The 19130-nt window shown below is 36.1% G+C and carries 33 protein-coding genes; 31 read left to right on the top strand and 2 right to left on the bottom strand.

Annotated elements, in window-relative coordinates; genetic code table 11:
* Nucleotides 1-93: 93 nt before the first annotated feature.
* Together HMPREF1630_RS03530 and HMPREF1630_RS09705 are read right to left on the bottom strand one after the other, a co-directional pair.
* Entirely contained in the window at nt 94-1875 is a 1782-nt protein-coding gene (locus tag HMPREF1630_RS03530; protein WP_407919089.1) for an FAD-dependent oxidoreductase, read from the bottom strand.
* A 15-nt stretch (nt 1876-1890) separates the two neighbouring features.
* On the bottom strand, nt 1891-2016 hold the full coding sequence (locus tag HMPREF1630_RS09705; RefSeq protein ID WP_269319692.1) for a hypothetical protein: 126 nt from the start codon (nt 2014-2016) through the stop codon (nt 1891-1893).
* A 411-nt stretch (nt 2017-2427) separates the two neighbouring features.
* Between HMPREF1630_RS09705 and rpsJ the strand changes: the two genes are divergently transcribed.
* The 31 genes from rpsJ to HMPREF1630_RS03685 all read left to right on the top strand — a co-directional run bounded on the left by rpsJ (nt 2428) and on the right by HMPREF1630_RS03685 (nt 19063).
* Nucleotides 2428-2739 (top strand): 30S ribosomal protein S10, encoded by a 312-nt coding sequence (rpsJ, locus tag HMPREF1630_RS03535; protein ID WP_004826901.1) that lies wholly within the window; start codon nt 2428-2430, stop codon nt 2737-2739.
* 79 nt (nt 2740-2818) lie between these two features.
* Entirely contained in the window at nt 2819-3454 is a 636-nt protein-coding gene (gene rplC / locus HMPREF1630_RS03540; RefSeq protein WP_037327120.1) for a 50S ribosomal protein L3, read from the top strand.
* Between the two features lie 10 nt (nt 3455-3464).
* On the top strand, nt 3465-4088 hold the full coding sequence (rplD, locus tag HMPREF1630_RS03545; protein ID WP_004826899.1) for a 50S ribosomal protein L4: 624 nt from the start codon (nt 3465-3467) through the stop codon (nt 4086-4088).
* On the top strand, nt 4088-4381 hold the full coding sequence (gene rplW / locus HMPREF1630_RS03550; RefSeq protein WP_004826898.1) for a 50S ribosomal protein L23: 294 nt from the start codon (nt 4088-4090) through the stop codon (nt 4379-4381). Before rplD ends, rplW begins: the two co-directional genes overlap by 1 nt.
* An 11-nt stretch (nt 4382-4392) precedes the next feature.
* Nucleotides 4393-5226, top strand: a complete 834-nt coding sequence (gene rplB / locus HMPREF1630_RS03555; protein ID WP_037327122.1) for a 50S ribosomal protein L2 — start codon at nt 4393-4395, stop codon at nt 5224-5226.
* A 9-nt stretch (nt 5227-5235) separates the two neighbouring features.
* Nucleotides 5236-5523: a 30S ribosomal protein S19 gene (rpsS, locus tag HMPREF1630_RS03560; RefSeq protein WP_004826896.1), complete on the top strand. Its 288-nt coding sequence runs from the start codon at nt 5236-5238 to the stop codon at nt 5521-5523.
* Between the two features lie 9 nt (nt 5524-5532).
* On the top strand, nt 5533-5874 hold the full coding sequence (gene rplV / locus HMPREF1630_RS03565) for a 50S ribosomal protein L22 (RefSeq protein ID WP_004826895.1): 342 nt from the start codon (nt 5533-5535) through the stop codon (nt 5872-5874).
* 7 nt (nt 5875-5881) lie between these two features.
* Nucleotides 5882-6616: a 30S ribosomal protein S3 gene (gene rpsC, locus HMPREF1630_RS03570; protein WP_004826894.1), complete on the top strand. Its 735-nt coding sequence runs from the start codon at nt 5882-5884 to the stop codon at nt 6614-6616.
* Nucleotides 6617-6643: 27 nt separating this feature from the next.
* Complete coding sequence (gene rplP / locus HMPREF1630_RS03575; RefSeq protein ID WP_004826893.1) at nt 6644-7072, top strand: 50S ribosomal protein L16; 429 nt, start codon at nt 6644-6646, stop codon at nt 7070-7072.
* A gap of 2 nt (nt 7073-7074) precedes the next feature.
* A complete protein-coding gene (gene rpmC / locus HMPREF1630_RS03580) occupies nt 7075-7281 on the top strand; it encodes a 50S ribosomal protein L29 (RefSeq protein ID WP_004826892.1) in 207 nt (68 codons plus the stop codon).
* A 5-nt stretch (nt 7282-7286) separates the two neighbouring features.
* On the top strand, nt 7287-7547 hold the full coding sequence (rpsQ, locus tag HMPREF1630_RS03585; protein WP_004826891.1) for a 30S ribosomal protein S17: 261 nt from the start codon (nt 7287-7289) through the stop codon (nt 7545-7547).
* Between the two features lie 17 nt (nt 7548-7564).
* Nucleotides 7565-7933: a 50S ribosomal protein L14 gene (gene rplN / locus HMPREF1630_RS03590; protein ID WP_004826890.1), complete on the top strand. Its 369-nt coding sequence runs from the start codon at nt 7565-7567 to the stop codon at nt 7931-7933.
* Between the two features lie 9 nt (nt 7934-7942).
* A complete protein-coding gene (gene rplX, locus HMPREF1630_RS03595) occupies nt 7943-8251 on the top strand; it encodes a 50S ribosomal protein L24 (protein WP_004826889.1) in 309 nt (102 codons plus the stop codon).
* A gap of 15 nt (nt 8252-8266) precedes the next feature.
* On the top strand, nt 8267-8809 hold the full coding sequence (rplE, locus tag HMPREF1630_RS03600) for a 50S ribosomal protein L5 (RefSeq protein WP_037327124.1): 543 nt from the start codon (nt 8267-8269) through the stop codon (nt 8807-8809).
* Nucleotides 8810-8820: 11 nt separating this feature from the next.
* Nucleotides 8821-9006, top strand: coding sequence for a type Z 30S ribosomal protein S14 (locus HMPREF1630_RS03605; RefSeq protein ID WP_004826887.1), 186 nt, complete (start codon nt 8821-8823; stop codon nt 9004-9006).
* Between the two features lie 19 nt (nt 9007-9025).
* Entirely contained in the window at nt 9026-9421 is a 396-nt protein-coding gene (gene rpsH / locus HMPREF1630_RS03610; RefSeq protein ID WP_004826886.1) for a 30S ribosomal protein S8, read from the top strand.
* A gap of 10 nt (nt 9422-9431) precedes the next feature.
* Nucleotides 9432-9971 (top strand): 50S ribosomal protein L6, encoded by a 540-nt coding sequence (rplF, locus tag HMPREF1630_RS03615; RefSeq protein WP_037327126.1) that lies wholly within the window; start codon nt 9432-9434, stop codon nt 9969-9971.
* A gap of 9 nt (nt 9972-9980) precedes the next feature.
* Nucleotides 9981-10340, top strand: coding sequence for a 50S ribosomal protein L18 (gene rplR, locus HMPREF1630_RS03620; protein WP_004826884.1), 360 nt, complete (start codon nt 9981-9983; stop codon nt 10338-10340).
* A 12-nt stretch (nt 10341-10352) separates the two neighbouring features.
* On the top strand, nt 10353-10862 hold the full coding sequence (gene rpsE / locus HMPREF1630_RS03625) for a 30S ribosomal protein S5 (protein ID WP_004826883.1): 510 nt from the start codon (nt 10353-10355) through the stop codon (nt 10860-10862).
* Nucleotides 10863-10872: 10 nt separating this feature from the next.
* The gene (gene rpmD / locus HMPREF1630_RS03630; RefSeq protein ID WP_037327128.1) at nt 10873-11055 is read left to right on the top strand and encodes a 50S ribosomal protein L30; all 183 of its coding nucleotides are present in this window, start codon (nt 10873-10875) and stop codon (nt 11053-11055) included.
* An 8-nt stretch (nt 11056-11063) separates the two neighbouring features.
* Nucleotides 11064-11543, top strand: a complete 480-nt coding sequence (gene rplO / locus HMPREF1630_RS03635; protein ID WP_004826881.1) for a 50S ribosomal protein L15 — start codon at nt 11064-11066, stop codon at nt 11541-11543.
* A 15-nt stretch (nt 11544-11558) separates the two neighbouring features.
* Nucleotides 11559-12833 (top strand): preprotein translocase subunit SecY, encoded by a 1275-nt coding sequence (gene secY, locus HMPREF1630_RS03640; protein WP_004826880.1) that lies wholly within the window; start codon nt 11559-11561, stop codon nt 12831-12833.
* Between the two features lie 3 nt (nt 12834-12836).
* Entirely contained in the window at nt 12837-13487 is a 651-nt protein-coding gene (locus HMPREF1630_RS03645; protein WP_004826879.1) for an adenylate kinase, read from the top strand.
* 124 nt (nt 13488-13611) lie between these two features.
* Entirely contained in the window at nt 13612-13830 is a 219-nt protein-coding gene (infA, locus tag HMPREF1630_RS03650) for a translation initiation factor IF-1 (protein WP_004826878.1), read from the top strand.
* Between the two features lie 78 nt (nt 13831-13908).
* Nucleotides 13909-14022 (top strand): 50S ribosomal protein L36, encoded by a 114-nt coding sequence (gene rpmJ, locus HMPREF1630_RS03655; protein WP_004818043.1) that lies wholly within the window; start codon nt 13909-13911, stop codon nt 14020-14022.
* 9 nt (nt 14023-14031) lie between these two features.
* Nucleotides 14032-14376 carry a 30S ribosomal protein S13 gene (rpsM, locus tag HMPREF1630_RS03660; RefSeq protein WP_004826877.1) on the top strand — a complete coding sequence of 115 codons (345 nt, stop codon included), beginning with the start codon at nt 14032-14034 and terminating at the stop codon, nt 14374-14376.
* Nucleotides 14377-14379: 3 nt separating this feature from the next.
* The gene (gene rpsK, locus HMPREF1630_RS03665; RefSeq protein WP_004826876.1) at nt 14380-14778 is read left to right on the top strand and encodes a 30S ribosomal protein S11; all 399 of its coding nucleotides are present in this window, start codon (nt 14380-14382) and stop codon (nt 14776-14778) included.
* A 12-nt stretch (nt 14779-14790) separates the two neighbouring features.
* Complete coding sequence (gene rpsD, locus HMPREF1630_RS03670; protein WP_037327134.1) at nt 14791-15384, top strand: 30S ribosomal protein S4; 594 nt, start codon at nt 14791-14793, stop codon at nt 15382-15384.
* 32 nt (nt 15385-15416) lie between these two features.
* The gene (locus HMPREF1630_RS03675) at nt 15417-16367 is read left to right on the top strand and encodes a DNA-directed RNA polymerase subunit alpha (protein ID WP_037327138.1); all 951 of its coding nucleotides are present in this window, start codon (nt 15417-15419) and stop codon (nt 16365-16367) included.
* Nucleotides 16368-16375: 8 nt separating this feature from the next.
* A complete protein-coding gene (rplQ, locus tag HMPREF1630_RS03680) occupies nt 16376-16717 on the top strand; it encodes a 50S ribosomal protein L17 (protein WP_004826873.1) in 342 nt (113 codons plus the stop codon).
* Nucleotides 16718-16981: 264 nt separating this feature from the next.
* Entirely contained in the window at nt 16982-19063 is a 2082-nt protein-coding gene (locus HMPREF1630_RS03685; protein WP_037327141.1) for a hypothetical protein, read from the top strand.
* The last annotated feature ends 67 nt before the right edge of the window (nt 19064-19130 follow it).

The raw sequence follows: 19130 nt of genomic DNA on the forward strand, positions 1-19130 counted from the left end.
TCAGAAAAAGACGAGGATGTTTAGTTTCCTCGTCTTTTTTCTATGTTGGGACTTATGCAACAGCCCCATTTACATTTTATTTTAGAGTTTTATTTATTTTTTATCGTTTTTATCTGCATAGTCATTTGCTACACTTTCATCTGCAAAGGCGCTTGCGTTTTCACCTGCTATATAACCCATGTAGCCAGCTACACCTATAGCTTGTCTGCCTGGGTAGAAGTCTCCAAAGAATTGACCTGATGAGATTACTCCTGATGCATAAAGGCCAGGGATTGCATGGCCATCTTTGTCAACAACTTCTGCCCTTGGAGAGGTTTTAATTCCGCCGAAAACACCACGGGTTGCATCATACATCAAGGCTGCGTAGTAAGGACCTTCTGCCTTAAATTCTTTGAGGAATTTAGGGTCTTTGCCGAAGTCTGTATCTTCACCAGCCCTAGCCAGCTCGTTGTACCTATCTACTTCTTTCTTGACTACTTCAGGCTCAAGTTCCATAAACTTAGCTAATTCTTCTATAGTATCTGCCTTATAAACTCTAATAATCTTATCCTTGTTGGCAGTTTTTTCTAGGTATTCTTCTAAGTGAGGAAGCTTTGGAGCAATTTCGCTATCCATGATTGCCCAAGCAGTATTTAGCCCGTCTTCTCTTACGAATTTAAATTTTTGTGGGTGGGATCCACCGTCTTCTTTAAATACCCTTTTTCCTTCCATATTTAGGAGGATAGCTTCAAATGGATAACCATTTGTAGGGTCACCTACCATTGGGTAGTCGTGTGGGTTGGCATTAAATACACCTGACATAGATTCTTGGAATGGATTCATCACACCACCAGCTTTTAGGGCGAGCTTGTGGCCATCTCCAGTGTTGCCTATAGCAGATGCAGAATATTCTCCAGCACCCCTCTTGTTGTATTCCTTATCCATATCACGATTTCTAGCATAGTCTCCTGTAGCAAGGACTACTGCACCAGCGTGGAAGGTTTTCTTGCCAGTCTTAGAATCTGAAATTACTCCTATTATTATTTCGTCATCATTTATCAATTCTGTTGCTGGAGTATTTAGGTAAATATCAACTCCCAAATCCTCTAATTTTTTAACAAAGGTTGCGATTAGGCTTGGCCCACCCTTGGCATTTGCTTTTTTAGATGGGATGGTGATTGCTTCAGCGTTTTTCTTAGATTTTACATTTGGGTTAATTTTTACAGTGATAGACCCATCTTTTTCGCTTGGTTCAGTTCTGTAATCAACGCCGATTTCATCATAAACTTGCATTAATTTTGGTGAAACATCGATAAGGGCATCTAGCATTTCCATATCGATAGGGTTTAGGTCTTGGGACCAAGACCTGTTCAGCCAGCCTGTTTTCATTTTTTTCTTGTCATCTTCTGTTGGAGCGGCAAGCATGTTACCACTTGCTGTGATAGATGTACCTCCTAGGAGGCCGTTCTTTTCAATAAGGGCAACTTTTGCACCATTACTAGCAGCCCTGTAAGCAGATACAATTCCACTAAAACCGCCACCTGCTACAACAATATCGTAGTCAAATTCTTCATCTTTTACATTGACAGGAACTAGGGCTTTTTTAAGGGCTTCAACAACTTCCTTTGACGATCCTTCTTCGATGGCCTTGGCTGCGGCAGCTTTTACAGCAGCAGATGTGATTGTCGCACCAGAAACATTATCGATTGCTAAAGATTGGTTATCAACTATAGCTTGAGGGATGGTATTATAAACAGCTTCGCAAATACCACTTGTTTCATTTTCTTCGCCAATTTCAACGGATTCTATCTTGTCCTTGCCAAGCTTAACTATGACTTCAACATCACCGTCAACACCTTGGGCAACAGCTTTATATTGGCCTTCTTTATAGGCGATGTCAGTTGTCTTCTCTTATTGTTCGGAAGTATCTTTTGACTTTTCTTCGCTTTTAACTTCTTCTTTTTTACGGGCAATGTCATTTTGACAAGCGGTTAAAATAGAAGCGCTCAAAAGTAGTAGCAATAATTTGTTTTGCATGATTACCTCCTTATGTAAGTTAATTAAATCTTAACATAGAAAAAATGTATTGGCAATATTAAGACATTTACAATACAAGCGTATTAAGCCAATATATAAAGAAGGGAATAAAAAATTAAAATATTTTTATATAAACTTGAAAAGTAAAACCTAGCTGGTATATTTACTAGCAGAGTTTTTTACTAGGCTTATAAATTTTTATTAAGAAATAAAAAGAAGAGTAAAATCTAGAAAAAAACTTGCGAAATACGCTTAATTGTCGTATTATATATAAGTGCTTTGAAGTTAGATGTTGCTTATGTATAGGCCAATGCATAAGGAAACTCTGACAGAGCGAGCTTAGGAATGATCCTAAGCGGTTTCCAAAAATAATCAAACGCCCGGACGGGCGTAAAAGAAAGAGAGAGGAAAATGGCTAATCAACAAAAGATAAGAATCAGACTTAGAGCTTACGATCACGAAGTTATCGATAGCTCAGCAGAGAAAATCGTAGAAGCGGTAAAAAGAAGCGGAGCAGAAGTAAGTGGACCAATTCCATTACCAACAGAAATCGAAAGAATTACTATTCTTAGAGCGGTTCACAAGTACAAAGATTCCAGAGAACAGTTTGAACAAAGAACTCACAAAAGACTTATCGACATCATCGGTCCTAATGCTAAGACATTAGACGCACTTAAGAAGTTAAATCTTCCAGCTGGTGTTGATATAGAGATTAAACTATAACTGTAATTAGGATGATTGACTATTAAAGGTTAATAAGAATTAATTAGATTGATCAATCCGCTGTAATTAAGGAGGACTCATGAAGAGTATATTTACAACAAAAGTAGGCATGACTCAAGTCATCGACGAAGACGGAGTTATTACTCCTGTTACTGTTCTAAAAGCTGACGAGAACGTGGTAGTACAAGTTAAAACTACAGACGTTGATGGATACAATGCTATCCAAGTAGGAACAGTTGACAAGAAGGAAAAGAACGTTAAAAAGCCAATCAGAGGTCATTATGACAAGGCGGGCGCTTCATACAAGAGATACCTAAAAGAAATCAATCTTGGTGAAGAAGTAACAGAATTAAAAGCTGGAGATAAGATCACAGTTGACATCTTTGAAGAAGGCGAACTAGTAGATGTAGTTGCTATTTCAAAGGGTAAGGGAACTCAAGGTGCTATCAAAAGATGGAACTACGGAAGAGGTCCAGCAAGCCACGGTTCTAAATCTCACAGAGTAGCAGGTGCTAGAGCAGCAGGTTCTGACCCATCTAGAGTATTCAAGGGTAGAAAAGGTTCAGGAAAAATGGGACACGAACGTGTAACTATCCAAAACGTTAAGGTTGTTAAAGTTAACGCAGAAGATAGCTACATCTTAGTAAAAGGCGGAGTACCAGGACCTAAGGGTGGACTTGTTGAAGTTAAACAAGCTGTTAAAAGCCTAGCTTAAGGAGGATAAAATGCCTAAAGTAAATATTTTAAATATTAAGGGAGAAAATGTTGGCGAACTTGAACTAAACGAAACAATCTTCGCTACAAAAGTAAGCGAACACGCAGTTTACGAAGTTATCAAAAACCAACTAGCAAATAAAAGACAAGGTACACAATCAGCTAAAACTCGTGCTGAAGTACGTGGTGGTGGAAGAAAGCCATTCAGACAAAAAGGAACAGGACGTGCTCGTCAAGGTTCTATAAGAGCTCCACACTACACAGGCGGTGGCGTTGTATTTGCACCAAAGCCAAGAGACTACAGCTACAGACTAGCTAAGAAATTAAGAAGAAAAGCACTTTATTCAGTACTTACATCTAAACTTAATGACAATGAATTAATAGTAGTAGATAGCCTAGCTCTAGAAAATGCTAAGACAAAGGAAGCAAAGGCTGCTCTAGTTGCACTAAATGCTGACAGAAAAGCATATGTAGTAACAGCTGAAAAAGACGAATTAGTATATAGATCATTTAGAAACATCGAAGGTGTTGAAGTAGCTGAAGCTAGATTAATCAATGTTTATGACTTAGTAAGACATGACAAGTTAGTAATAACAAAAGATGCTATTGCTAAACTTCAGGAGGTATTTATCTAATGAAAGCACCTTATCAAATAATCAAAAGACCAATAATAACAGAAAAAAGCATGGAAATGCTTGATGAACACAAATATACTTTTGAAGTAGACAAAAACGCAAACAAGCCAGAAATCAAAAAAGCTGTAGAAGCAATTTTTGAAGGCGTAAAAGTTAAATCAGTAAGAACCATGAACTATAAAGGTAAAAAAGTAAGAACTAGATATGGTTATGGTAAAAGAGCTGACTGGAAAAAAGCTATCGTTGAACTAACAGAAGATAGCCAAGCTATTGAATACTTCGACGGACTATAAGGAGGACTTAGATGGCTATTAGAAAATTAAAACCAACATCAAACGGACATAGAAATATGTCAGTAAGTACCTTTGAAGAAGTTACTACAGCAAAGCCATACAAGGCACTAACTACAGACCTTAAAAGCAAGGCTGGTAGAAACAATACAGGTAGAACAACAGTAAGATTCCGTGGCGGCGGAGTTAAGAGAAGATACAGAATTATCGACTTTAAAAGAGATAAGGACAATATCCCAGCAAGAGTACAAACAATCGAATACGATCCAAACAGAAGCGCATATATCGCACTAGTAGCATATGCTGACGGTGAAAAAAGATATATCCTAGCTCCAAAAGGACTAAAAGTAGGAGACGTAATCGAATCAGGTGAACACGCTGATATCAAACCAGGTAACGCACTTGAACTAAAAGACATCCCAGTAGGTACAACAGTACACGCAATCGAACTTAAGGCAAAAAGAGGAGCAATCCTTGTAAGAAGTGCAGGCGTTGGCGCACAACTTATGGCTAAAGAAGGCGGATTTGCAACACTAAGACTACCAAGTGGCGAAATGAGAATGGTACACTTAAACTGCAAAGCTACAGTAGGTATTGTAGGAAACTCTGAACACGAACTACTAAGAGTAGGTAAAGCAGGTAAGTCAAGATATAAAGGCAGAAGACCTCACGTAAGAGGATCTGTAATGAACCCAGTAGACCATCCACATGGTGGTGGTGAAGGTAGAACACCAATCGGTAGACCAGCACCAATGACACCATGGGGCAAAAAAGCTATCGGTGTTAAGACAAGAAATAAGAAGAAACAATCTTCTGCATACATCGTAAGAAGAAGAAACGAAAAATAGGGGGATATAATGGCTAGATCACTTAAAAAGGGACCATTTGTCGATGATCATTTAATGAAAAAAATAGACGAATTAAATGAAAAAAATGAAAAGAAAGTAATTAGAACATGGTCAAGACGTTCTACAATATTCCCTGAATTTGTAGAACACACAATTGCAGTTCATGACGGAAGAAAACACGTTCCAATCTATATCACAGAAGATATGGTAGGTCATAAACTTGGCGAATTTGTGCCAACAAGAACATTCAGAGGCCACGCTAAAAAGGCAACTGAAATGAAAAGCAAAATGCGTTAGGAGAGATAAATGAAAGTACAAGCAATAGCTAAATATCAAAGAATATCTCCTCTAAAAGTTAACTATATAGCAAGAGAAATTCGTGGCAAACAAGTAGATGAAGCACTAAACATTTTGAAATTTACTAACAAAAAAGGTGCAAGACTTCTTGAAGAAGTACTAAAAAGTGCCATTGCCAACGCTGAAAACAACAACGGACTTGATAGAGAAAATCTATACGTAGAAAAAGCATATGCAAATGATGCACCAACTATGAAAAGATACAGACCTAAAGCTAAGGGTGCTGCATACCCTATATTAAAAAGATCAAGTCATATCGGCGTAGAGTTAGCGGATATAGAGGAAAGGTAGGATTAATATGGGACAAAAAGTAAACCCTAAAGGATATAGAGTAGGCGTAATCAAAGATTGGGATTCCAAATGGTTCGCTGATAAAAAAGACTTTTCTGACCTTCTTGTAGAAGACGTAAAGATAAGAGAATTTATCAAAAAATATGCTTTTGAAGCAGGAATAGCAGATATAGAAATTGAAAGAGCAGTAAACAACCTTAAGGTAACAGTCTTTACTGGCAAACCAGGAATGGTAATTGGTAGAGGTGGCGCTGGAGTTGAAGAACTTAAAGCAAAAATCGAGAGACTTGCTCCAGGCAAAAGAGTTATCATCAATGTTGAAGAAATCAAATACCAAGACCTATCTGCTCAATTAGTAGCTGAAAATATAGCTAACCAACTAGAAAACAGAATCGCATTTAGACGTGCCATGAAACAATCAATCCAAAGAACAATGAGAGCTGGAGCTAAAGGTATTAAAACTATGGTTTCAGGCAGACTTGGTGGAGCAGACATGGCAAGAAGTGAAGGTTACTCAGAAGGTACAATTCCACTTCAAACACTAAGAGCAAATATTGACTACGGTTTTGCTGAAGCAGACACAGAATATGGTAAAATCGGTTGTAAAGTTTGGATCTACAAAGGCGAAGTTCTTCCAGGAGAAAAAGCTGAAAGAGAACCAAAACTTGCACCTGTTCAAAACAACAGAAGAAAAAAGAGAAATAATAGACGTCCAAACAGAAATAATAAGGGACAAAATTAGTCTTAAAGAATCAGGAGAGTATTATTTATGTTAATGCCTAAAAGAGTAAAATATCGTAGACAACATAGAGGCAGAATGAAGGGTAATGCTAATAGAGGTAACCAACTTGCATACGGTGAGTTTGGTTTACAAGCTCTAGAAGCTTGCTGGATGACAGCAAACCAAATCGAGGCTGCCCGTCGTGCGATGACAAGATATATAAAAAGAGGCGGAAATATTTGGATAAAAGTATTTCCAGACAAACCAGTATCTAAGAAGCCTGCAGAGGTAAGAATGGGTTCTGGTAAAGGTGCACCAGAATACTGGGTAGCCGTAATCAAACCAGGTAGAGTACTATTTGAGATGAGTGGTGTTAGTGAAGAGGTAGCAAAAGAAGCAATGAGACTTGCTGCACAAAAACTTCCAATCAAGACAAAATTCATCCAAAGACTTGAAGTAACAGGTTCGGAGGAATAAGGATGAAAATAGCAGAAATTAGAAATTTATCAGACAAAGATCTAGATAAACAACTATTTGATTTACAAAATGAGCTTTTCAATCTTCGTTTTAGGCTTGCCACAGGTCAGTTAGAAAACCCAGCAGCTATAGGAACTGTTAAGAAAGATATAGCTAGAGTTAAGACTATCCAAACAGAAAGAAAGATTGAAGCGGGCAAGGAGGCTTAATCTCAATGGAAAGAAATAGAAGAAACGTGCGCCAAGGAGTGGTAGTATCTGACGCAATGGATAAGACTATAACAGTTCTTTGCGAAGACATTATAAGCCACCCAGTGTACAAAAAGAAAATAGTAAGAAGTAAAAAATACAAAGCTCATGATGAGAAAAATGAAGCTAAAGTTGGCGATAAAGTAGTAATAATGGAAACAAGAGCCCTATCTAAGACAAAAAGATGGAGACTAGTACGCATTAGCCAAGCGGCAGAAATTGTTTAATTAATAAGGAGATTATTATGATACAACAAGAAACTCGTATGAGAGTAGCAGATAACTCCGGCGCAAGAGAACTTTTAGTAATCAAAGTTCTTGGAGGAACTAGAAGAAGATATGCCAATATTGGTGATGTAGTTGTTTGTTCAGTAAAAAGTGCAACACCCGGCGGAGCGGTAAAAAAAGGTCAAGTAGTAAAGGCTGTTATTGTTAGAACAAAAAGAGGCCTAAAGAGACTTGATGGTTCAGTTATTAGATTTGACGATAACGCAGCAGTAATCATCAAAGACGACCAAACACCAGTAGGAACAAGAATCTTTGGCCCAGTAACAAGAGAGCTTAGATCTGAAGGTTTCATGAGAATTATCTCACTAGCACCGGAAGTATTATAGGGGGATAAAATGCATATAAAAAAAGGCGATAAAGTCCAAATAATATCAGGTGAATATAAAGGACATGTAGGAGAAGTATTAAAAGCTTTCCCAAAGACAAATAGAGTAATAGTTGAAGGTGCCAACGTGCAAATAAAACACCAAAAGGCAACAACAATGGGCGGCGAGAGTGGAAGACTTGAACAAAATGGTCCAATTGATGCCTCAAATGTACTTCTATATTCAGAAGAACTTAAAAAAGGTGTTCGTACAGGTATTGTTTACGAAAATGGTAAAAAAGTTCGTAAATCAAAAAAGACTGACGAAAAATTCGACTAGTTGATAGGAGATACTATGACACAGAGACTTAAAGAAAAATATCAAAACGAAGTTGTTGGCAAACTTATCGAACAGTTCGGTTATAAAAATGTTATGCAAGTTCCAAGACTTGACAAAATAGTAATAAACATCGGACTTGGAGAAGCAAAAGACAACCAAAACCTACTAAACACAGCTAAGAGAGAACTTAGCCTAATAACAGGTCAACAACCAATCGAAATCAAAGCTAAAAAATCAGTAGCAAACTTTAAATTAAGAGCTGGTCAAGCAGTTGGTACAAAAGTAACACTTAGAAGAGATAAGATGTATGACTTCCTAGATAAGTTAATCTCAATCTCCCTTCCAAGAGTTAGAGACTTTAGAGGTATCAACTCAAATTCTTTTGATGGCCGTGGAAACTATTCACTAGGTATCAAAGAACAATTGATCTTCCCTGAAATAAAGTATGATGATGTAGATTTCATTCACGGAATGGATATTACAATCGTAACTACTGCTAAAACTGATGAAGAAGCAAAAGCATTCTTAGATTTAATGGGAATGCCATTTAAGAAATAGAAGGAGCAAAAATGGCTAAAAAGTCACTTATAGCTAAACAACAAAGAAAACAAAGATTCTCTACAAGAGAATATACAAGATGTAAACTTTGTGGAAGACCACACGGCTACTTAAGAAAATATGGAATTTGCCGTATTTGCTTTAGAGAACTTGCAAATAATGGACAAATACCAGGAGTAAGAAAAGCAAGCTGGTAATTAAGGGGGAAAGATAATTATGATGACAGATCCAATAGCGGATATGCTAACAAGAATCAGAAATGGTAACAAAGCTAATCATAAAAAGATTACATTACCATCTTCTAATGAGAAAAAAGCTATTGCCCAAATACTGCTTGATGAAGGCTTTATAACAGGGTTTAACGTAGAAGAAGACAACAAACAAGGTATTCTTACAATAGATTTAAAATATACAGAAAATGGCGAAAGAGTAATCTCAGGCCTAAGAAGAATTTCTAAACCAGGTCTTAGAGTTTATGTAAAAGCAAATGAGGTTCCAAAGGTACTAGATGGTCTTGGAACAGCAATTATTTCGACATCAAAAGGACTTATGACTGACCGTGCTGCTAGAAAAGAAAACGTAGGCGGCGAAGTTATTTGTTACGTATGGTAAGGAGTAATATATGTCAAGAATAGGTAAACAACCAATCGTAATACCTTCTGGAGTAGAAGTTACTATAAATGGTCTAAATGTAACAGTAAAAGGAAAGTTAGGTGAAGATAGCTTAACAATTAGCGATAGAGTTAAACTAGAGCAAATAGAAAACGAACTTCATTTAACAATTCCTGAAAACTATACAAAACAAGAAAATATCGACCATGGTCTATATAGATCTTTACTACACAACATGGTAGTTGGTGTATCAGAAGGATACGCAAAGACACTTCAAATCGAAGGAACAGGATACAGAGCAGCTAAACAAGGTAACAACCTAGTATTAAATTTAGGATATTCTCACCAAATTACAATGCCAGATCCTGAAGGAATCGAAACTGAAGTACCAAATGATAGAACTATTATTGTTAAGGGATTCAATAAACAACTAGTAGGTCAACATGCAGCAAACATTAGGGCTAAGAGAAAACCTGAACCATACAAGGGCAAGGGTGTTAGATACGCTGATGAGCATGTAAGACGTAAAGTTGGTAAGACAGGTAAGTAGGAGATATAAATGGCTAAAAAGAATAAAAACGATAGACTTATAACTCGTAAAAAAAGAGTTAGAGCGAAGATATCAGGAACTCCTCAAAGACCAAGACTTTCAGTATATAAATCAAACACAAACATCTATGCACAACTAATTGATGATGTAAACGGCGTAACACTAGCAAGTGCTAACAGCTTACAAAAAGATGTAGCAGAAAGTGAACACGCTAACGTTGAAACAGCTAAAAAAGTTGGTGCTGCAATCGGAAAGCGCGCTCTAGAAGCTGGCATAAAAGAAGTTGTATTTGATAGAAATGGTTATTTATATCACGGAAAAGTCAAAGCACTAGCAGAAGCAGCAAGAGAAGCTGGTCTTAAGTTTTAGGAGGTTGGTAAAATGAAATATTTATTAAAAAGTGAAGTAGAAAAACTAAACCTCGAAGATAGAGTAGTAAGTATCAACAGAGTTGCTAAAACTGTTAAAGGTGGACGTAACATTAGATTTACAGCCCTAGTAGTTGTTGGAAACTCAAATGGTGTTGTAGGTGTTGGAACAGGTAAGGCTACAGAAGTACCAGAAGCAATCAGAAAAGCTACAGAAAATGCTAAAAAGCATATGATACAAGTTCCATTAGTAGGAACAACAATTCCACACAGAATTCAAGGAGCTGAAGGTGCAGGTAGGGTATTATTAATGCCAGCAGTAGAAGGTACAGGAATCATCGCAGGTGGTCCAGTACGTGCTATTTGCGAACTTGCTGGATACAAAGATATCAAAGCAAAGAACCTTGGCACATCAAACCCAAGAAATATCATAAACGCATGTATCAATGCATTTTACAACATGAAGACTGTAGAAGAAGTTGCAAGACTTCGTGGTATATCGGTAGAAGAATTCGACTATTAAGGAGAGCATGATGGAAAAAATTCAAATCACACTTAAAAGATCTTTTATCGGTAAAAAAGATGGACAGATCGCAACAGCAAAAGCGCTTGGCCTTAGAAAAATCGGTCAATCAGTTGTTAAAGAAAATAATGACGCAACCAAGGGTATGGTTCACAAAATCAGACACATGGTTGAAGTTAAGAAAATAGACTGAGGTGTAAAATGAAATTACATGATTTACAACCAAACGTTAAATTAAAAGATAAGAAACGTAAAGGAAGAGGAGCTGGTTCAGGACTAGGTAAAAGATCTGGTCGTGGACAAGACGGACAAAACTCAAGAAGTGGTGGTGGAGTAAGACCAGGTTTCGAAGGTGGTCAAATGCCTTTATTCAGACTTCTACCAAAAAGAGGTTTCAAAAACATCAACAGAAAGATTTACGAAACAATCAATGTTGAAAGCCTAAACGTCTTTGAAGATGGTACAGAAGTTACACCAGAATTATTATTTGAAACAAAACTTCTAAATAAAAACAAAGCTAAAGCTGGAGTTAAGATCCTAGGCGACGGCGAACTAGAAAAGAAACTAACAATAAAAGCTCATAAATTCACAAAATCTGCTGTAGAAAAAATTGAAAAAGCAGGTGGAAGTGTAGAAACTATCGAAGTTAAAAAGTGGGTAAAACCATCTAAAAAAGCTTAATAGAAAGAAGTAGCTATGTTAGATATAATAAAAAGAGCAGCGAAGGAAGAAGAAATCAGAAAAAAATTCTATTTCACCCTTATGATGCTTGTAATATATAGGCTTGGAAATAATATTCCAATACCTTTTATCGATACAAAGGCCTTAGCAAATGCTTATTCTAATATTGAAGGAACCCTAGTTGACTATCTAAACATGTTAACAGGTGGTGGACTATCAACTCTTTCAATATTTGCCCTAGGTGTTCAACCTTACATTACAGCGTCAATTGTAATGCAGCTTTTAACCGTTGTAATACCAAGGCTTGAAGAATTAACCCGTGAGGGTGAGCAGGGAAGAAAAACCATCCAAAAATATACCAGATATGTAACTATAGCACTTGCGATATTCCAAGCTATAGCAATCACAAATGGTTTATATGGAGCTGCCCTATCAAGTGCAACAGGATTCCAAAAGATAGTAATGAATGTTGTCCTAATCGGTGGCACAATGTTTGTAACATGGATGGGCGAAACTATGACAGAAAAGGGGCTTGGCAACGGTACAAGCTTACTAATCTTCATGGGTATTATCGCATCCTTCCCAAGAACTATATCTAGATGGAAAGAAGGCCTTCACTATAATACTACAAGCGTTCTTGCTATAGCTATCATGGTAATATTAATTGTCTTTATAGTCATAGCAGTAGTATTGATATCTGAAGGTGAAAGAAGAATACCAATCCAATATGCGAAGAGAGTAGTAGGACGCAAGATGTACGGTGGTCAATCAACTCACATACCTGTAAAGGTAAACATGGGTAACGTAATGCCAATCATCTTCGCTTCTGCAGTACTTGCCATCCCATCTACCGTATCACTATTCTTCGGTGGTGGTGGTCAAAGTGGATTGACAGCATTTTTCAACAAAACAGCATTTGGATTTGCAGTATACTTAACTATACAAAGTGCGCTAATATTAATATTTGCATACTTCTACAATCAAATTCAATTTAACACTGTTGAATATGCAAAACAATTACAACAAAATGGTGGTTTTGTACCAGGCATCAGACCAGGCAAACCAACCAGTGATTTCCTAGCAACCGTATCAACAAGAATTACCTTTATAGGCTCAATTTGCTTAGCCCTACTAACAATAGTACCAGCTATAGCAAGCAGGCTTTTAGGACTTGAAATATCATTCGGTGGATCATCAGTGATCATCGTTGTAGGTGTAATTATAGAAACTGTAAAACAAATCGAAGCAATGATGACTATGAAGCAATATAAAGGATTTTTAAACAGGTAAGAGATGAATATAATTTTGTTAGGCCCTCCAGGAGCTGGTAAGGGTACGCTATCAAGTAAAATAATAGACAGATTAGGCGCAGTTCAGATAGCAACAGGTGACATATTCAGATACAATATCTCAAATAAAACTGAACTGGGAATGAAAGCAAAATCTTATATGGACAGAGGAGATCTTGTACCAGATGAATTAACAATTGATTTAGTATGGGATGCCTTTGATAAGGTCGAAGATAGGGAAGAAAGAATAGTATTATTCGATGGATTCCCAAGAAACCTCGACCAAGCCAAGGCTCTAGATAAGGGAATGGCTGAAAGAAACACTGAAGTAGGTAAGGTAGTTTATTTTGATGTAGCAGATAACATCCTTATTGAAAGAATAACTGGCAGAAGAGTTTGTCCAGACTGTGGAGCAACCTACCACATAACAAACAGCAAACCTTCCAAAGAAGGTGTTTGTGACAAGTGTGGGGGAGAACTTATCCAAAGAAATGACGACAACGAAGAGACAGTTAAAAATCGTATTTCAGTATATAATGACTTCACAAGCCCACTTATAGACTACTATAAAAAGGCAGGCAAGTTAATTAAAATAGATGGCGCTAAAACTCCAGAAGAAGTTTTTAACGAATTTAACGATAAATTAGGAAAGTAAACTAATTTATGCTAAGAAAAAATTAGATGTGATAGAATCTTACAAAGATTTCTAGATCAAAGTCGTTGATTAAGTAAAAGCGTTCAATAGACATTTTAGAAAATTTATAAAGGAGGTTCTATCAATGTCAAAGAAAGATGCTATAGAAGTTACAGGAGAAGTTGTAGAAGCTATGCCAAATGCAATATTTATGGTAAGGCTAGACAACGGACATGAAGTACAAGCTCACATATCAGGCAAGCTTCGTATGAACAGCATTAGAATATTAGAAGGAGATACAGTAACTGTAGAGTTATCTCCTTACGATCTTAGCCAAGGTAGAATTACTTGGAGAAAGAAGTAATACCTAAGGCACAGGACATTAACTTTAATAAAAAAAGTTAAATCTAAAGATAAGATATAAATTAAGTTAGGAGCAAACATGAAAGTTAGAGCATCAGTTAAAAAAATGTGTGATAAGTGCAAGATTATCAAAAGAAACGGTAAAGTTATGGTAATCTGCGAAAATCCAAAACACAAACAAAGACAAGGTTAGGAGGTTTTAATGCCAAGAATAGCTGGTATAGATTTACCTAGAGAAAAAAGAGCAGAAATTGGACTAACATATATTTATGGCGTAGGAAGAGCAACTGCTAACGAAATTTTGAAAAATACAGGAATCAATCCTGACACAAAGATGAAAGACCTTACAGAAGATGAACTTGGTAAGATTCGTGAACAATTAGATCACTACACAATCGAAGGTGACCTAAGAAGAGAAACAAGTCTTAACATCAAGGCACTTAGGGAAAATGGTTCTTATAGAGGACTAAGACACAAAAATGGTCTACCTGTAAGAGGTCAAAACACAAAGAACAACGCAAGAACAAGAAAAAGCAGAAAGGGTTAATAGATGGCTCCAAAAGGAAAAAAATCTACTAAAGGTAGAAGAAGAGTTAAAAAGAATGTTGAACGTGGCCAAGCTCACATTTCATCAACATTCAATAATACAATGGTAACACTTACTGATATGCAAGGTAACGCACTCTCTTGGGCAAGCGCAGGACAACTAGGCTTTAGAGGAAGTAGGAAATCTACTCCATTCGCAGCAGGTGAAGCAGCAGAAACAGCAGCTAAAATTGCTATAGACCAAGGCCTAAAAACTGTAGAAGTTTATGTAAAAGGACCTGGTTCAGGAAGAGAAGCAGCAATCAGAAGTCTACAAGCAGCTGGACTTGAAGTTACAATGATTAAAGACGTAACACCAATCCCACACAACGGTTGTAGACCACCAAAGAGAAGAAGAGTTTAATAAGGAGATATTATGGCAGTAAGCAAAGATCCAGTATACAAAAGAGCGAGAGCTTTAGGAATTTCTCCAGCCTACCTAGGATATGCAGGTTCTTCAAATAGAGCTCTTCCAAAAAGAAGAAGCAAACTATCTGAATATGGTATGCAACAAAGAGAAAAACAAAAAGCAAAATTCATCTACGGAGTAAGTGAAAAACAATTTAGAGGTTACTACGACAAAGCCAGCAGAATGAAGGGTCAAACAGGTGAACAACTTATCATCCTTTGTGAAAGAAGACTAGATAACGTAGCTTTTAGATCAGGCCTTGCAAGAACAAGAAGAGAAGCAAGACAAATCGTAACTCACGGTCACTTATTAGTAAATGGTAAGCAAGTAGACATCCCATCATACCTAATAGAAGAAGGCGATGTAATCGAAGTTAGAGAAAAATCTAAAACAAGCACACTATTTAAAACAATCAAAGAAGTAAATGCTGCATTTGGTGTAGTTGAATGGTTAAATAGTGATATAGAAAACCTAAAAGTAAAAGTAGAAAAGTTCCCAACAAGAGAAGAAATCGACATTCCAGTTGAAGAACGTATGATAGTAGAGTTCTACTCTAAGTAGGATTAAAAAATAGTTAGAACTAAGGAGCTACCATGATCGATAAAATAGAAACTAATATAGAAATCTTGGATATAAACGAAGAAGACCATTACGGCAAATTCGCCCTATATCCACTTGAGCGAGGATATGGTACAACCATTGGAAACAGCATGAGAAGGGTGCTCTTATCATCCTTACCTGGTTCTAGCGTCTCAAAAATACTAATCGATGGAGTACTTCATGAATTTTCAATAATTGATGGAGTAGTTGAAGACGTTCCAGAAATAATCTTAAATATCAAAGGTCTAAATGTAAAAAAACATTCAGACGAAGATGTAACCTTATTTCTAGAAATAGAAGGACCAAAGATAGTAACAGCAAAAGACATAAAAGAAGATGCCTTAGTTGAAATAGCCAATCCAGACCATTATATAGCAACAGTAAATGACAAAAGCAAATTACTAATTGCAATGGACGTTACAAATGGAAATGGTTATAGGATATCTGATGACAATAAAGATGACAAAGATCCTATAGGAACTATCGCTATAGATTCATCCTTCACCCCAGTAGAAAAAGTAAACTACACAGTAGAAAATACTAGGGTAGGAGAATCAACAGACTTTGATAAGCTAATTATAGAAGTATGGACAAATGGAACAGTAACTCCACAAGAAGCCCTAGCAGAAGGATCATCAATCCTAATGAACAAATTTGCTTTCTTCAAGGAACTTCCAGATAAGAAATTCCCACCAGAAGAAATCGAAACTACAGAAGAATTAGCAGCTGATGATGTGAATGAAGATCTAGAAAGAACAATCGAAGAGCTAGACCTATCATTAAGATCATTTAACTGTCTAAAAAGAGCTGGCTTCAACACAGTGGCAGACATTATAAAAGTTCCAGAAGCAGAACTAAAGATAATCAAAAACTTTGGTAAAAAATCACTAACAGAAGTAATAGACAAAATCCATGACCTTGGATTTACTCTAAAAGATGAATAGGAGGAAATATGGCAGGCAAAAGAAAACTTGGTAGAAGAACAGACCATAGAAATGCTATGCTTAGAAACCTAGTGGGTTCACTACTTGAACATGGTAGAATTGAAACTACCCTAACAAGAGCTAAAGAAACACAAAAAATGGCAGATAAAATGATCACTCTAGGAAAGAGAAACACACTTCACACAAGAAGACAAGCAGCAAGCTATCTATATGAGCCAAAACTTGTACAAAAGCTATTTTCTGAAATCGCACCAGAATACGAAGACAGAAATGGTGGATACACAAGAGTATTAAAACTAGGACCAAGAAGAGGCGACGGATCAGAACGCGCAATCATCGAACTAGTATAATAAATAAAAGCCCAAAATTCGCGGCTGTGGGCTTATAGATTTATTTAGATTATAATTTAAATAAAGGACACCCCTTATGGGGTGTTTTTTCTTTGGAAATTTTTAGCTTTATTTTATTTTACCACAACCATAAGGGTTGCGATTTATTTGTTGGAAATGTCTTTGTATCAATGGCTATAGAAATAAATAAAAAATATTATCTCCTTAACATATATTTAACAAGCAATATTTTATTATAGGAATATAAAATTTTAGGAGATAAAAATGAAGAAAAGAATAATATTTACAAGTTTAGTAATGGCATCAGTCCTGCCGTTTTTAGGTGGGATCGAAACAGTAAGGGCAGATGAGGTTAAAAATCTTGACGAAAAAGCAAAGTCAGACTTAGACCAAGCTAAGGAAAGTTTAAAAACTGCCCAAGATGAAAAGGCAAAGCTAGAAGAGGATTTAGGTCAAGCGAAAAAAGATGGCGAAGAAAAAGCGGAAGAGAAGGAAGCCTTAAATAACAAGCTTAAAAAAGCAGAAGAGAATATTAAGGAAAACCAAAAAATCCTTGATAAGGAAGGTGAGCTTAAAAAGGTAGATAAAGAAATTGAGAGCTTGGGTCAAAAAATGAAGGCTGCGGAAAATGAGGCAGACCTTGCCAAAGAAAAATATGATCAAGCAAAAAAAGCTTTCGAGAATGCACAAAACAAGTCAGAAGATAAAAAATTTGTGAAAGAAGATGAGGGTGAGAAACTTAGAAAACAATATGAGGTAGCTGATGACCTCCTTACTCAAAATAAAAAGACAGAAGCTCAACTCCAAAATGGTTTGAAAGAGAAGATAGAAAAGCAAAATGAGCTTACAAACAAAAAAGATGGTATTAAAGACTTTTTCGATAGCTATGAAAAAGATAAGAGCAATGCAGAAAAGATAAAAAGTCAGGACTACCAAGATTTTAAGAAAAATCAGGAAAAAACTTACGAAAAAATTGATGACGAGCTTAAAAACCTTAAAGGAGAGGTTAATGGCTATAATAATTCCCTAAAAAGTATTGGTGATAATATTAAAAATGAACAAAAAGTTAGGGATGAAAAGTTTAAAGCCTATGAAAAACACAAGCAAGCCCTTAATATCCAAAAAGATTATGAAGAAAAAAATATAGGTAATTTGGATGATTTTGCTGAACAAAAAAGAGCAGAAATCGAAGAAGCAGCAAAAAAGCTTGGCGAGGCTAAGAAAAAAACAGAAGAAGGTCTTGCAGACTACCAGCACCTACTTCTTCAAGAAACAGAAAAGAAAAGAGTTATAGCTAAGGCAAAGGCTGCCGCAAAATTCTTAGAAGAAAAATTGACCGAAAAAACTGATGCCTTTGTAAGGGCTAATGAAGATTTTATTGCAAAAGAAAAAGAAACATACGATGATATAGCAAAAGAAGCTGAAAATTTACTAAAATTAGTGCAAGATGACCTAGGCAAGAAGGCTGCCGAGCTTGATAAGCTTTATAAAGAACAGTCTAATGAACAAGAAGATTATGACAAGAAACAAAATTCTTTGGAAATTGCTAGGGAATTGAAACAATTTATAGAAAATAAAAAAAGCTCTAACCAGGAAGACCAGCTTACAAAAGAGTTAGAAAACAAAATGAATGAAGCTAGAGCATTCTTAGATAAAAAGCTAGCTATCATTGAAGACTTGGCTGAAAAAGACAAGGAACTGAAGGCAAAGAAAGATAAGCTTGGGGACATAGACCTAGCTGATTTAGAAAAAGCAAAAGCTCAGATTGAAAAAGATAAGCAAGAAATTGAGAAGATAAATGAGCAAATAAAAGAATTGGATGAATCTGCTGAGTTGTCAAAGGTCAAAAAAATCGAAGATGAAATAAGGAAGCTTGAACAAAGGATAAAAGAAATTAAAGGCAAAATCCAAGACTTAGAAAATCCAAAGGTGAGCAAGCAAACAAATAATTACACTCATGGAGAAGATACAGACAGGTCAGAAGAGAGCGTGATTGATCTATTAAGGACTGAGTTTGATAGGATATATGATAATATCAACCAAAAAAATTCTTATGAAGAATTTAAAACAGCCCTAATCAGGTCCAATAAAACCTTGTCTATAGCCAGGGTCTATCTTGAAAAACTTTCAAGTCTTAAATTAGAAAAAATAGGTGCAAATTCTTACCAAAAATTGAGATTTGAGATAAATAGAATTAAAAAAATCATAGCCTTAGCAGAATTTTTGCAAAAAAATCATAATATGGGCGAAAAAGAAAAAATTGAACTTGTAAAATTAATAAAAGAATTAAAAACAAATATAAGTCTTATAGAAAAAAATTTGAATGAATTGGGATCAAACCTATAAGAATGAGGACTAGTTGCTGGTGGATTACACCGGTTGCTAGTCTTTTTCTCTAGAATTAACTTAATTG

Source organism: Anaerococcus lactolyticus S7-1-13 (genome assembly GCF_000758765.1).
Taxonomy (GTDB): Bacteria; Bacillota; Clostridia; order Tissierellales; family Peptoniphilaceae; genus Anaerococcus; species Anaerococcus lactolyticus.